This is a genomic window from uncultured Limnohabitans sp., from assembly GCF_937889215.1.
Lineage (GTDB): Bacteria > Pseudomonadota > Gammaproteobacteria > Burkholderiales > Burkholderiaceae_C > Limnohabitans_A.
The window spans coordinates 1-13,981 of the sequence record NZ_CALBEX010000484.1 but is presented as its reverse complement, the minus strand read 5'-3'; the positions used below and the strand labels follow the sequence as shown (position 1 = coordinate 13,981).

Here is a 13,981-nt window from a genome sequence, read left to right as displayed (position 1 = left end):
CTGACCAAAATCTCCGAAGTACTTCAAGCCAACCGCGATGCTTACTATGAGATCGCCACCGCCAACAGCGGCACCGTAGCCAAGGATTCGGGCGTGGACATCGACGGTGCCTTCTTCACCCTGGGCTACTACGCCAAGCAAGGTGCGGCCTTGGGCGATGCCACGCTGCTGCTCGACGGCCAGCGCATCCGCATGGCCAAGGACCCAGCCTTCCAGACCCAGCACATCCAAGTGCCCACACGCGGCGTAGCGCTGTTCATCAACGCCTTCAACTTCCCCAGCTGGGGCTTGTGGGAAAAAGCCGCCCCGGCCCTGCTGTCGGGCGTGCCGGTCATCATCAAGCCCGCCACAGCAACGGCGTGGCTGACCCAGCGCATGGTCAAAGACGTGGTCGATGCAGGCGTGTTGCCCGTGGGCACTTTGTCAGTCGTTTGTGGCTCGTCCGCAGGCCTGATGGATCAGCTGCAAGCTTTTGACGTGGTCAGCTTCACCGGCTCGGCCGAAACCGGCAAGATCATCCGCAGCCACCGCGCTGTGACGGAACTGTCGGTGCGCTGCAACATCGAAGCCGACAGCCTGAACTCGGCCCTCCTCTCGCCAGCCGCGACCACAGACAGCGAAGCCTTCAAGCTGCTGGTGGCCGAAGTCGCCCGCGAGATGACCGTCAAATCGGGCCAGAAGTGCACCGCGATCCGCCGCATCTTTGTGCCCCGTGCTTTGTATGCCGCCGCGGCCGAAGCCATTGGCGCAAAACTGGCCAAAATCACCGTGGGCAACCCACGCAACGAGACGGTGCGCATGGGCGCGCTGGTGAGCCAAGAACAAAAAGCCAGTGTGCTGGCAGGCTTGGCCCAGCTCAAGACCGAAGCCACCGTGCTGTTTGACGGCAACGCCGCTGGTCTGGTCGATGCCAACGCCAACAGCGCTTGCATGGCCCCGGTGCTGCTGGGCACCGAGTCGCCCATGACGGCCAAGGTGCTGCACGCGGTCGAAGTGTTTGGGCCCGTGTCCACCCTGATGCCTTATGACAGCATCGAAGAGGCTTACGCCATGATCCGCCGCGGCGAAGGCTCGCTGGTGTGCTCGGTCTACAGCGAAGACCCGGCCTTCACCGCCCAAGCCTCGGTTGAGTTGGCCAGCAGCCACGGCCGGGTGCATGCCATCTCGCCCGACGTAGCAGCCCTGCACAGCGGCCACGGCAACGTCATGCCCATGAGCTTGCACGGCGGCCCCGGCCGCGCCGGAGGCGGGGAAGAGCTGGGCGGTCTGCGGGCGCTCAATTTTTACCACCGCCGCTCAGCGGTGCAAGGCAGTGCTTTGGCACTCGACCAACTGGCCGCACAAGGGGCTACGCTGCCCCTGTGAACCTGCTCAGATGGCATCCTAAAAACCCCCTATTGCCAGAACACAAAATACAGACAACATGACGGATACCCGAGGAGACACAACATGACACGCACCGTGAACGCCCCCAGCACCGACTTCAACTTTGCCCAGCACCTGATCGCCACCAACGCAGGGCGCGCATCCAAAACCGCGTTGATCGACGATGTGGGCACATTGACCTATGGCGAGCTGACCGAGCAGATCCGACGCTTTGCCAGCGGTCTGCAGGCCATGGGCCTCAAACACGAAGAGCGCGTGCTCTTGCTCATGCAAGACAGCAGCGACTGGGTGGTGGCATTTTTAGGCTCGCTGTATGCAGGCGTGGTGCCGGTGGCTGTAAACACTTTGCTGACGCCAGAAGACTATGCCTTCATGCTGGGCAACAGCCGTGCGCAAGCGGCGCTGGTCTCGGGGGCCTTGCTGCCCACGCTGCAAGCGGCCATGGGTCTGGTCAAGACCGAGGTCAGCCAAGTCGTAGTCTCGCGCCCGACAAGCGCTTTGACACCGGGCCAGATCCACATGGCCGACTTTGTGGCGCAAAACGACCCGGTGCTGCCGGCCCAGACGCTGGCCGACGAACCCGCCTTCTGGTTGTATTCCTCAGGCTCCACGGGCAAACCCAAGGGCACCGTGCACAGCCAAGCCAACCTCTACTGGACCGCTGAGCTGTATGGCCAAGCTGTGCTCGAACTGCGCGAGAGCGACACCGTGTTTTCGGCGGCCAAACTGTTCTTTGCCTACGGACTGGGTAACGCCCTCACTTTCCCTTTGAGCGCGGGTGCCACCGTGGTGCTGATGGCTGAGCGACCAACGCCCCAAGCCACTTTCAAGCGCTTGGTAGACCACCAGCCCACTGTTTTTTATGGTGCACCCACTGGCTATGGCGGCATGTTGGCCAGCCCCGATCTGCCAGCAAAAACCCAAGTGGCCTTGCGCCTGTGCTCTTCAGCAGGTGAGGCCTTGCCGCGTGACATTGCCGAGCGCTGGAGTCGCCATTTCGGCTGCGAGGTGATTGACGGCATCGGCTCCACCGAAATGCTGCACGTCTTTTTGTCGAACCGCCCCGGCGATGTACTCTATGGGACCACCGGCAAAGCCGTACCAGGCTACGAAGTTCAACTGCGGGGCGAGGACGGCAGCGTGATCACCGCACCCGATGAGATCGGCGACCTCTACATCCAAGGCCCCAGCGCTGCGCTCATGTATTGGAACAACCGCGAAAAAACCCGCGACACCTTTCAAGGGGTGTGGACCAAGAGCGGCGACAAGTACACGCGTGATGTCGATGGTTACTACACCTATGCCGGGCGCAACGACGACATGCTCAAAGTCAGCGGCATCTACGTCTCGCCGTTTGAGGTGGAGTCCACCTTGGTGCAACACCCGGCCATTTTGGAAGCAGCGGTGATCGGCAAACAAGACACCGATGGCTTGACGAAAACCAAGGCCTTCATCGTGCTCAAAGCGGGTCAAAACCTGACGCCAGACGAGGTCAAAGCCTTTGTCAAAGAGCGGCTGGCCCCCTTCAAGTACCCTCGCTTCATCGAGTTTGTGGCCGAACTGCCCAAAACCGCTACGGGCAAGATCCAGCGTTTTCGCTTGCGCGATCTGGAAAGCTCAGCCCGCTGAGTCACACGCTGCCCTCACTGGCTGACACCACGCAGCACCTGCTGACATGCCAACAGCAGGAACTGACAGGCACTGGCAGGCGCTGGTTTATGGGTCACTTTTAAGCTGGCGGGACATCGGCATCAGGCGTGTGCAGCACGCGCTCAATCTCTTTTTGCAAAGCCGCTTGGGACATGGGTTTGGACACATACCCATCGGCGCCCGCACTTAAAAATCGCTCACGATCCCCGGTCATGGCGTGGGCCGTGACCATCAGGACGCGGGTTCTGCGGCCCTGCTCTGATTCACGCTCACGCAACAATTTGAGCGCCGTGATGCCATCCATGACCGGCATCATCACATCCATCAAGACCACATCGAACCGGTCATTTTCGAGCGCATCGAGCGCCTGCAAACCGTCACTCGCTGAGACGTAGCGGTAACCCATTCGTTGGAGCATGATTTCAGCCATCTTGCGGTTGATGTCGTGGTCCTCCACCAACAAAACAGAGATGGGTTTTTGATACACGGGTGTGCGGTTTTCTCCCTCTGAGCCGGCCTGCGCAAAGGGCTCTGAACGATCATCCTCTGCGGCTTTTTCAACAGGCAATGTCACCGTAAAACAGGCCCCAAGATCAGGCTGACCGTTGGCCGTGATTTCACCGCCCATCAAATGCACCAAGCGCCGCGTGATGGCCAGCCCCAAGCCTGTGCCACCAAAGGAACGCGTCACCGAGCCATCGCCCTGGGTAAATGGACTGAACAAGGATGCGGTCTTGGTTGGATCAAACCCAATACCGGTGTCGGTGATGCTGATGCGCAAAACACAATGCCCATCGCTTTGACCCGGCAAGGCTTGTGCGGCCACCGTGATCGCGCCCACTTCAGTGAACTTGATGGCATTGCCAATCAGGTTGGTCAAGACCTGTCGCATGCGCACCGGATCCATCCAGGCCCACTCGGGCACGGCCGATGCAATATCGACTTGCAGATCGATGTCTTTGACCCGCGCCAGCTGCTCCAATGATCGGCTGGTGTCTCGGATCAACTGGGCTGGACTGACCTTGGTCAACTCCAGCTCCAAGGCTTTGGCTTCAATTTTTGAGAAGTCAAGAATTTGGTTGATGATGTGCAACAAATGGTTGGCCGAATCCCGCGCCAGCGTCAGGTATTCCTTCTGGACCGTTCTGTCTTCGGTGTCCATGGCCAGCTCGGTCATACCCACAATGCCGTTCATGGGCGTGCGAATCTCGTGACTCATGTTGGCCAAAAATTCACCACGCATCAGGTTGTCTTTTTCTGCCTTTTCCTTTGCATCGATGAGCATCTTTTGCGCGTTTTCGAAGGCGGTAAAATCCTCCATCACGCCCACAAAATACGCCTCGTCGTCGACCCGCATCTCGCTTGCGGTCAGTCTCAAAGAGAACAGTTGCCCGCCTTTGCGTTGACCACGCAGCACATGGGGCTGCTGGTTGAACTTCTTTTCACCCACATCCCGCAAAGCGTGCATGTCATCCTCACGCGGCTGTGCCCCATCGGGCAGCATGAGCATGTCCACCTTCTGGCCTTTGATCTCGCCCAGGGTATAGCCAAAGATCGCCTCGGTTGCGGCGTTGCATTGGACGATCAGACCCTGTGCATCGGTCACCACAATGGCCTCAGGCACCGACTTGAAAATGCTTTGCAGCTTGCTCTCACTCAGTCGCATTTGCCGTTCAATTTGCTTGCGCTCTTGAATTTCGTCGCTCAACTGCTGAATCGCCTCTTGCCGCTGGGCAGAAAGCTCACGCGCCGTGATCAAGGCCTGACGGAATCGACGCACCGTCAACCACACCAGCAACAAGCCCGAAAACAAAACAGCCAAAAGCACCACAAACGTCCGGTTGAGGATGCTGGTGCTGGTGATTTGCCATTGCGAGACCGGCAACACCACCTCCAGGGCACCCCTCACATCCCCGGTCTTCCAATCGGTTCGAGGGGAGCTGGGGTAACTGTTGTGACAAGCCACGCAGCGCAACGTCATGCGGTCGGCCTGCGCGTAGCGCAGCACCCGCTCACCATTCATCATCTCCTCGCGCACAAAGGGCACGTCCGGGTTCTGCTTCAGGTGTTGCAAGGCGTCCCGCTGAAAGTCATCGAGCTTGCGCTCTTGCACGCGCCAAGGAAAAGGCTGTTCGCTGTAAAGCCGGACCTGGGTGCCGCCATCCACTTTGGACAGGTAATGCCCCAAATCCAGCATCAAAGTGGCCGGCAAGGGCAACGCGTTTTTCCGGTTCTTGTAGTCATGCGTGACATGCACCCCCGACTCCATCGCGCGCGGCACCAGTTCATCGGTGTAAAAATTCCGAAATTGGGTCAGGCTGACCGCGTGGGCCTGCGCACTTTCTGTGGCGTACTGCCGGACCATGCGCTCGCTGGACTGGTAGGTGTACTGCACGATCCAGAGGCTGATGCCCAGCAGCACCGCACCCAACCACCACAGGGGCCAGCGTTGAAGCGTTTGACGAATCCAGAAAATAGGTAAAAGGAGATATTTCACTTTGCGCCTTTGATGCAAAGTGCATGATATCAACGAATACCTTATGCTTATAAATTCATCTTAAAAGTTCTTGAAGTGCGCCCGGGATCTTGCTTGCCCCCGGGGCTTGCGCCTCAGGTGTCTTTGCTGACCTTGATGGTGGGGAACTTGCTCGAAAAGTCCTTGGCCTTGGCCGCGATCTTGACCGCCACTTGGCGGGCCACGGCCTTGTAGATTTGGGCCACTTCGCCATCGGGGTCGGAGACCACCGTGGGTTTGCCGTTGTCGGCTTGCAAACGAATTTGCATGTCCAGCGGCAAGGCGCCCAGGTAATCCATGCCGTATTCAGCGGCCATTTTTTTGCCCCCGTCGGCGCCAAAAATGTGCTCGACATGGCCACAGTTGGTGCACACATGCACAGCCATGTTTTCGACCAGGCCCAAAATCGGCACACCGACTTTTTCGAACATCTTCACGCCTTTTTTGGCGTCTAAAAGGGCAATGTCCTGCGGCGTGGTCACGATCACCGCGCCCGTCATAGGCACGCGCTGGGAAAGCGTCAGCTGGATGTCCCCGGTGCCGGGCGGCATGTCGACGATCAAATAATCAAGCTCTTTCCAGTTGGTCTGGCGCAACAACTGCTCCAGCGCTTGGGTCGCCATGGGGCCACGCCAAATCATGGCCTCATCCTGACTCACCAAGAAACCAATCGACATGACCTGCACGCCGTAGTTCTCCATGGGCTCCATGGTCTGGCCATCTTCGCTTTCAGGACGGCCTTCAATGCCCATCATCATGGGCTGGCTGGGGCCGTAAATGTCCGCGTCGAGCAAGCCCACTTTGGCCCCCTCAGCCGCCAGCGCCAGCGCCAGGTTGACGGCGGTGGTGCTCTTGCCCACGCCGCCCTTGCCCGAGGCCACAGCCACGATGTTTTTCACCTGCGGCAGCAGGGCCACGCCACGCTGAGCCGCATGGGCGGTGATCTTGCTGGTCACGTTGGCCGACACATTGGCCACGCCCGCCACGCCTTTAGCGGCGGCAATCAAAGCCTGGCGAATCCCAGGAATCTGGCTTTTGGCGGGGTAGCCCAGCTCCACGTCAAAGGACACATCGCCGCCTTCAACTTGCAGGTTCTTCAGGGTTTTGGTGGAGACGAAATCTTTGCCCGTGTTCGGGTCAATGACGGTTTGCAGGGCAGACAAGACATCCTGTTCAGATGAAGACATGAAATTCAACCTTTAAATTGTTCCCCCAAGTCTATCGCGATGACCGATAGATAAATGCATCACCCCTCAAGTCCATGCATTCAGAACGGCATTTATTGAGTATTTTGGTGTTAAATTAATAATTTTTACCTTAGGAGACATCATGAAATTTTCCCCCATTCAAAAACGCATGGCTTTGGTCTTGAGTGGCCTTATGGCGGCCACCTTGGTGGCCTGCGGTGGTGGGTCTGGCGCAGGCCCGAATGTGAAAACAGGCTATTTCATTGACTCTGCTGTTGAAGGTTTGCGTTACCAAAGTGGCTCGCAAAGTGGCTACACAGACAGCAATGGCACTTTTCGATACGAAGAGGGGCAACCTGTCACCTTCAGCATTGGCAAGCTGGAGCTGGGGAGTCTCGTCGTCAAAAACAGCCGGGTTTTTCCTGTGGATTTGATCGACGGCGCTGCGGATGAAAGCCACCCCACAGTCAGTTTGATGGCGCAGATTTTGCAGACACTGGACAGCGATGGCGACCCATCCAATGGCATCACCATCAGTGACCGCACACGGACCGGGCTCGGGCAAGTCATTGAGCTGGCAAGCACCGATCTGGCCGCCGCAGCCGACGCCTTAGTCCAACTGCTGAGCAGCAGCAACAGCTTGGGTCTGCCTGTCAGTGCTCTGGTGTCGGCCACCGATGCCAAGACGCATTTACAAAACAACCTGGTCAAAGAATATGCAGGCACTTGGACAGGCTCTTTTTCGGGGGACGACAGCGGGGATTGCAGCATCGACATCAGCGACTCCGGAAGCATCACAGGCAAATGCCGCAGCCAACAATTGAATGCCGAGTTCCCCCTACTCGGGCAAGTCAGCAGTTCAGGCGAATCTGCTGCTGGTGATGCCACTACGGGTGCAGCATTTGGCGGAACCTATTCACGCAGCGGCGAGGTCTCAGGAACTTGGAAGAACGAAACTTACAATAATACAAATGGGTCTGACTATGCAGGTACTTGGCGCCTGAAAAAGAATTGATGTGCCCACAGGCAGACGGCCCCATTGCGGGACGGTCTGCCCGCAGGTTGTTGCGGGAACTAGAATTGGTGTTTACCCAACAGCCTTCCGAATCCATGTCTCAGCGCCAGCTCTTCGTCACCACCGCCCTGCCCTACGCCAACGGCAACTTCCACATCGGCCACATCATGGAATACATCCAGGCCGACATCTGGGTTCGGTTCCAGCGCATGCAGGGCAGTGAGGTGAATTTTGTGGGCGCGGACGACACCCACGGCGCGCCGATCATGATCGCGGCCGAAAAAGCGGGCAAGACGCCCCAGCAGTTCGTGGCCGACATCGCGGCCGGCCGCAAGCCTTATCTGGACGGCTTTCACATTGCTTTTGACAACTGGCACAGCACCGACGCGCCCGAGAACCACGAGCTGGCCCGCCAGATTTACCGCGACCTGCGCGACATTTCGGCTGCGGATGGTGGCTCGCTGATCGAGGTGCGCTCGGTCGAGCAGTTCTTTGACCCGCAAAAGAACATGTTCTTGCCAGACCGTTTCATCAAAGGCGAGTGCCCCAAGTGCCACGCCAAAGACCAGTATGGCGACAACTGCGAAGTGTGTGGCGCGGTCTACGCCCCCACCGACCTGATCAACCCCTTCTCGGCCCTGTCCGGTGCCAAGCCCGAACTCAAAACCTCGGAACACTTTTTCTTCAAATTGTCCGACCCGCGCTGCGTGGAGTTCCTTAGCCAGTGGACACAAGACGGCAAGTTGCAACCCGAAGTGGCCAATAAGGTCAAAGAGTGGTTTTCTGTGCGCACCAACCACGACGGCACGACCAGCGAAGGCTTGGGCGACTGGGACATCTCGCGAGACGCGCCTTACTTTGGCATCGAGATCCCCGACGCTCCGAGCAAGTACTTTTATGTCTGGCTCGACGCGCCTGTGGGCTACCTGGCGTCGCTCAAGAACCTGCTGGACAAGCGCGGCGAAGATTACAACGCCTACATGGCCAACCCGAATCTGGAGCAGATCCACTTCATCGGCAAAGACATCGTGACCTTCCACACGCTGTTTTGGCCCGCCATGCTGCACTTTTCGGGGCGCAAGACGCCCAACAAGGTCAACGTGCACGGCTTCCTGACAGTGAACAACGGCGAGAAGATGAGCAAGAGCCGTGGCACGGGCCTGGACCCGCTCAAGTATTTGAGCCTGGGCATGAACCCGGAGTGGCTGCGTTACTACCTCGCGGCCAAGCTATCAGCCCGCAACGAGGACATCGACTTCAACGCCGAAGACTTCATGGCGCGGGTCAATTCTGACCTGATTGGCAAGTTCATCAACATTGCCTCGCGCTCGGCGGGTTTCATTGCCAAACGATTTGACGGGAAACTGGGCACTGTGAGCGCCGACGGTCAGGAACTTCTGACCGCCCTGCAAAGCACCACACCCACGATTGCCGCCTTTTACGAAGAGCGCGAATACGCCAAAGCCCTGCGCGAAGTCATGCTGCTGGCCGACAAGATCAACAGCTATGTGGACCAAAATAAACCTTGGGATCTGGCCAAAAAAGAAGGCCAGAACGTCCGCCTGCACGACGTGTGCTCCGCTTGCATTGAAGCCTTCCGCCTGCTTTCGCTGCAGCTCAAGCCCGTGCTGCCCGCATTGGCCGCACAAGTCGAGGCCTTCTTGAACGTGACGCCCTTCACCTTTGCCCAAGCCCAAAACCTGCTGGGTGCGGGTCACACCATCAACGCCTACCAGCACCTAATGCAACGCGTCACCCCCGAGCAACTCGAAGCCCTGTTCGAGCCGCCTGCCGTGGTCGAAGAAAAAGTCATCCCCGGCGGTGAAGAGATCGCCCCCACCATCGGCATTGACGACTTCGCCAAGGTGGACCTGCGTATCGCCCAGATCGTGAACTGCGAACCTGTTGAAGGCTCGGTCAAGCTGCTACGCCTGACGCTGGATGTCGGTGAAGGTCGCATGCGCAACGTCTTCAGTGGTATCGCCAGCATGTACAAGCCCGAAGACCTGATTGGCAAGCTCACTGTGATGGTGGCCAACTTGGCCCCATGCAAGATGAAGTTTGGCGTGTCTGAGGGCATGGTGCTGGCCGCCAGCCACGCGGACGAAAAAGCCAAACCTGGCATCCATGTGCTGCACCCCTGGCCTGGGGCCAGGCCTGGCATGCGCATCCACTGACCTCTGACACCCAGAAAGCTGCACATGTTTCCCCTGATTCGAGGTTGGACCGATGTGCAGCGTAGCCCCAAGGCCAATTTGCGTTTGGGGCTGGTGCTGACTTTTGTAGCGGGTGCCACCAACGCCGGGGGCTTTTTGGCGGTGGGTCGGTACACCTCGCACATGACGGGCATTGTCTCTTCGATGGCAGACGACTTGGTGTTGGGCAACATCACACTGGTGTTGGCTGGAGTGATCTGTTTGCTGGCATTCATGGCGGGGGCCATGTGCACAGCCGTCTTGGTCAACTGGGGGCTGCGTCGCCACCTGCGCAGCAGCTACAGCTTGCCGCTCCTGCTCGAATCCGGGGCCTTGCTGGTGTTCGGTTTGTTTGGCGCTGCCATTGCGGCCTGGTCACAGCTGTGGGTCCCGGTGACGGTGGTCTTGCTGTGTTTCATCATGGGCTTGCAAAACGCCGTGATCACCAAAATTTCCAAAGCCGAAATCCGCACCACCCACATCACCGGGCTGGTCACCGACTTGGGCATCGAACTGGGCAAACTGTTTTACATGAACCGGGGCCAGCCCGCCACTCCGGTGCTCGCCAACCGCCAACGCCTGCAGGTGCATGCCTCTTTGGTGCTGGGCTTCATGCTGGGTGGCCTGGTCGGGGCCCTGGGCTTCAAGCACTGGGGTTACATCACCACCGTGCCGCTGGCCGCCTTGCTCTGGGTTTTGTGCCTGCGCCCCCTGCTGACCGATCTGCGCTGGCGTGCCGCATAATTTGCCTATAAAAATAAACACGAGACACCCATGAACTGGCTGCAGGCCACGCATTTTTTTCGCCCTCGTTTGCTCGACAGCTTGCACGGCTACAACCGCATGCGCTTCACCCAAGACGTGGGCGCTGGCCTGACCGTCGGCGTGGTGGCCTTGCCCCTGGCCATGGCCTTTGCCATCGCCTCAGGCCTCAAACCCGAAGCGGGTCTGTTCACCGCCATCATTGCAGGCTTTTTGATCTCGGCCTTGGGCGGCAGTCGGGTGCAAATCGGTGGGCCGGCCGGGGCCTTCATCGTCATTGTTTACGGCATCGTTGAGCGCTATGGCTTGGCCAACCTGATTTTGGCCACCGCCATGTCGGGCGTGCTGCTGTTTTTGATGGGGCTGTTCCGATTGGGCAGCTTGATCCGGTTCATCCCGGTCACCGTGGTCATCGGCTTTACCAACGGCATCGCGGTGCTGATCATGCTGTCGCAAATCAAGGACTTGCTGGGCCTGAAAGTGGCCGCCATGCCAGCCGATTTTTTTGGCATCTTGAACACCCTGTGGCAGAACCTGCACACGGTCAATTTGGCTGCCTTGCTGCTGGCTCTGGCGTCCTTGTCTCTGGTGGTGGGCTGGCTGCGCATGAGCCGCCGCCTGACAGACACCCGCTACCGCTGGGCCAGCATGGTGCCCGGCTCCATCGTGGCACTGGTGTTTGCCACCTTGGTCACTTGGCTGCTGAGCCTGCCCGTGGAGACGATTGGCAGCAAGTTTGGCGGCATTCCAGCATCCATGCCTGGCTTTGCCTGGCCCGAGTTCAGCTGGGACAGCGCCCGCTTTTTGCTTATGCCCACGCTGACGCTGGCGCTCTTGGGTGCGATTGAATCCTTGTTGTGCGCCCGCATTGCCGACGGCATGATCGGTGACCGCCACAACCCCAACCAAGAGCTGATGGCCCAAGGCGTGGCCAATTTCGTGACCCCATTTTTTGGCGGCATGCCCGCCACTGGCACCATCGCCCGCACGGTCACCAACATCAAGAGCGGCGGCACCACCCCGATCTCGGGCATGGTGCACGCCTTGACGCTGCTGGGCGTCGTGCTGTTGGCCGCCCCCTTGGCTGCGCACATTCCACTGGCGGCGCTGGCAGCGATTTTGATGTTTGTGGCCTGGAACATGGGCGAATGGCGCGAGTTCTGGCACCTGCGCCAATACCGCATGCCCTACCGCATCACCTTGCTCGCGGTGTTTTTCCTCACCGTGGTGTTTGACTTGACAGTGGCGGTCGAGGTCGGCCTGGTCGCCGCTTGTCTGACCTTCATCTACCGCATCTCACGCCTCAGCCGCTGCGAGGGCGTGACCCCCATCGAGCAGCCAAGCTTGGCAGGATTTGAGCACCAAGTGCAAGCCTGGCGCCTCTACGGTGCTTTGTTTTTTGGCGCGGTCAAACTGCTGGAATCGATAGAGGACAAGATCCACACGCCCGTGCTGGTGCTCGACCTGAAAAATGTGATTTACATCGACTCATCAGGCGCAGACGCGCTGATGATCCTGGTCGAGACTTGCCGCAAAAAAAATGTGCAGCTCATCGTGTGTGGCCTGACGCACCAGCCCCTTGACATTGTTCAGCGCAGCGGCCTGATGGCGCACCTGAAAGAGCACCTGCAACCTGACTTGGCCAGCAGCTTGGCCCGGGCAATGGACATGCCCACCAAGCCGGCCCGTTAAAATGAACCCATCCTGGTTTTGCTGGTCTTCAGGGGCCATCCCAACCCTTCTCTATTGCCCTGCCCCGATTGTTTGACATGTCTATTTTTCGCCGACCCGATTACACCTCTGACACGACCCAATTCATCGATCAGTTGAAAACACAGCGCCCCCAGCTCGAAGCCGAACAGCGCCAAGGCCGTGCCCTGCTGTGGGACAAGCCCATCGACCGCGCCATCCAGGCCGAGTTCAAAGAGGGCCGTGTGGCACAAAAACCCTACGTTTACCAAACCCACGGCTGAACCGTTTTTTTCTTCTGATCTGTCAGCGCTGGGCCTGATCCCCTAAGCACAAGCACCCCACCCATGAGCGCAGAGTCCGCCAAACCCCACACGCTGCCTGAGCCCGCTGGCGGCTTGGCCATGCCCGAGGTCGTGGACCAGGTGGCGTTGGCGCGCTTGTATGGTGAACCCCTGTTTGCCATGCCCACCGACCTGTACATCCCGCCGGATGCGCTGGAGGTGTTCTTGGAGGCCTTCGAGGGTCCGCTGGACTTGCTGCTCTACCTGATCCGCAAGCAAAACTTCAACATCCTCGACATCCCTATGGCGGGCGTCACACGCCAGTACCTGAGCTATGTCGATGAAATCCGCCAGCGCAACCTGGAGCTGGCGGCCGAATACCTGCTCATGGCGGCCATGCTGATCGAGATCAAATCGCGCATGCTGCTGCCGCCCAAAAAAGTGGCCGAAGGCGAAGAGGCCGAAGACCCGCGTGCAGAATTGGTTCGCCGCTTGCTCGAATACGAGCAAATGAAGCTGGCCTCGATGCAGCTCAACGTGATCCCGCAATACGGCCGCGATTTTCTACAGGCCCAGGTCTACATCGAGCAAAGCCTGCAACCGCGCTTCCCCGATGTGAGCATGGACGAATTGCAAGCGGCCTGGCGCGACATCCTCAAACGCGCCAACTTGGTGCAGCACCACAAGATCAGCCGAGAAGAGCTCAGCGTGCGCGAGCACATGACCCTGGTGCTTAAGCACTTGCAAGGGCGCAAGTTTGTCGAGTTTGAAAACCTGTTCGACCCGAGTTTGGGCACCCCTGTGTTGGTGGTGACTTTTATCGCTCTGCTTGAGCTGGCCAAGGAAACCCTGATCGAGATCACCCAAGCCGAGGCCTTTGCCCCCATTTATGTGCGGCTGGCTTACACCCCCAACTGAACTGCACCAGCACTGAGGGCCCAAGCGGGCAGTTTGCAGGGTCACACAACGCCAAGTGCACGGCGCGCTTGGCATGGTCGAGCACCAAGACAAAACCACCGCCGAAAGCGCCTTTGCTGGCATGGCTATAGTCTCAGATAGAAATTTTCCACAACGTATTGCACGGCCCCTTGAGGCACTCCCGACATGATCATTGCCCGCTCCATCGACGAACTGCGTCAGGCCCTGAAAACATCGCAACGGCCCGCCTTTGTGCCCACGATGGGCAATTTGCATGCTGGCCACTTGGACTTAGTCAAGCTAGCCAAACAACAAGCAACAAGCGTCGTGGTCAGTATTTTTGTGAATCCCTTGCAGTTTGGCGCCAACGAAGACTTGGC

General features: G+C 58.7%; 11 protein-coding genes. 9 read left to right on the top strand and 2 right to left on the bottom strand.

The genetic code is table 11. The features are described from left to right. Window positions 1-1,365: 3,4-dehydroadipyl-CoA semialdehyde dehydrogenase (locus Q0341_RS12200; RefSeq protein WP_299513712.1), on the top strand; the 1,365-nt coding region annotated here is incomplete at its 5' end. Between the two features lie 84 nt (window positions 1,366-1,449). Beyond that, window positions 1,450-3,015 carry a benzoate-CoA ligase family protein gene (locus tag Q0341_RS12195; RefSeq protein WP_299513709.1) on the top strand — a complete coding sequence of 522 codons (1,566 nt, stop codon included), beginning with the start codon at window positions 1,450-1,452 and terminating at the stop codon, window positions 3,013-3,015. Window positions 3,016-3,115: 100 nt separating this feature from the next. On the opposite strand, the gene Q0341_RS12190 is transcribed toward Q0341_RS12195, so the two are convergent. Next, the gene (locus Q0341_RS12190; protein WP_299513708.1) at window positions 3,116-5,533 is read right to left on the bottom strand and encodes a response regulator; all 2,418 of its coding nucleotides are present in this window, start codon (window positions 5,531-5,533) and stop codon (window positions 3,116-3,118) included. Between the two features lie 113 nt (window positions 5,534-5,646). Further along, entirely contained in the window at window positions 5,647-6,738 is a 1,092-nt protein-coding gene (apbC, locus tag Q0341_RS12185) for an iron-sulfur cluster carrier protein ApbC (RefSeq protein ID WP_299513706.1), read from the bottom strand. 142 nt (window positions 6,739-6,880) lie between these two features. On the opposite strand from apbC, the gene Q0341_RS12180 reads away from it, so the two are divergent. The 7 genes from Q0341_RS12180 to Q0341_RS12150 form a co-directional block, all read left to right on the top strand. Beyond that, window positions 6,881-7,753: a hypothetical protein gene (locus Q0341_RS12180; protein WP_299513704.1), complete on the top strand. Its 873-nt coding sequence runs from the start codon at window positions 6,881-6,883 to the stop codon at window positions 7,751-7,753. Further along, window positions 7,753-9,930, top strand: coding sequence for a methionine--tRNA ligase (gene metG / locus Q0341_RS12175; RefSeq protein WP_299513702.1), 2,178 nt, complete (start codon window positions 7,753-7,755; stop codon window positions 9,928-9,930). The genes Q0341_RS12180 and metG overlap by 1 nt, the downstream gene beginning before the upstream one ends. 24 nt (window positions 9,931-9,954) lie before the next feature. Further along, complete coding sequence (locus tag Q0341_RS12170; RefSeq protein WP_299513699.1) at window positions 9,955-10,692, top strand: YoaK family protein; 738 nt, start codon at window positions 9,955-9,957, stop codon at window positions 10,690-10,692. A 30-nt stretch (window positions 10,693-10,722) separates the two neighbouring features. After that, entirely contained in the window at window positions 10,723-12,402 is a 1,680-nt protein-coding gene (locus Q0341_RS12165; RefSeq protein ID WP_299513696.1) for a SulP family inorganic anion transporter, read from the top strand. 77 nt (window positions 12,403-12,479) lie between these two features. After that, window positions 12,480-12,683 carry a DUF3460 family protein gene (locus Q0341_RS12160; protein ID WP_299513693.1) on the top strand — a complete coding sequence of 68 codons (204 nt, stop codon included), beginning with the start codon at window positions 12,480-12,482 and terminating at the stop codon, window positions 12,681-12,683. Between the two features lie 63 nt (window positions 12,684-12,746). Continuing rightward, window positions 12,747-13,601 carry a ScpA family protein gene (locus tag Q0341_RS12155; protein ID WP_299513690.1) on the top strand — a complete coding sequence of 285 codons (855 nt, stop codon included), beginning with the start codon at window positions 12,747-12,749 and terminating at the stop codon, window positions 13,599-13,601. A gap of 186 nt (window positions 13,602-13,787) precedes the next feature. Then, the coding region (locus tag Q0341_RS12150; RefSeq protein ID WP_299513687.1) for a pantoate--beta-alanine ligase at window positions 13,788-13,981 on the top strand (194 nt) is incomplete at its 3' end.

Bases quoted from the DNA above. Each gene is read 5' to 3' on its own strand.
- Q0341_RS12195 (WP_299513709.1), top strand. From the start codon at position 1,450: ATGACACGCACCGTGAACGCCCCCAGCACCGACTTCAACTTTGCCCAG.
- apbC (WP_299513706.1), bottom strand. From the start codon at position 6,738: ATGTCTTCATCTGAACAGGATGTCTTGTCTGCCCTGCAAACCGTCATT.
- Q0341_RS12180 (WP_299513704.1), top strand. From the start codon at position 6,881: ATGAAATTTTCCCCCATTCAAAAACGCATGGCTTTGGTCTTGAGTGGC.
- metG (WP_299513702.1), top strand. From the start codon at position 7,753: ATGTGCCCACAGGCAGACGGCCCCATTGCGGGACGGTCTGCCCGCAGG.
- Q0341_RS12170 (WP_299513699.1), top strand. From the start codon at position 9,955: ATGTTTCCCCTGATTCGAGGTTGGACCGATGTGCAGCGTAGCCCCAAG.
- Q0341_RS12165 (WP_299513696.1), top strand. From the start codon at position 10,723: ATGAACTGGCTGCAGGCCACGCATTTTTTTCGCCCTCGTTTGCTCGAC.
- Q0341_RS12160 (WP_299513693.1), top strand. From the start codon at position 12,480: ATGTCTATTTTTCGCCGACCCGATTACACCTCTGACACGACCCAATTC.
- Q0341_RS12155 (WP_299513690.1), top strand. From the start codon at position 12,747: ATGAGCGCAGAGTCCGCCAAACCCCACACGCTGCCTGAGCCCGCTGGC.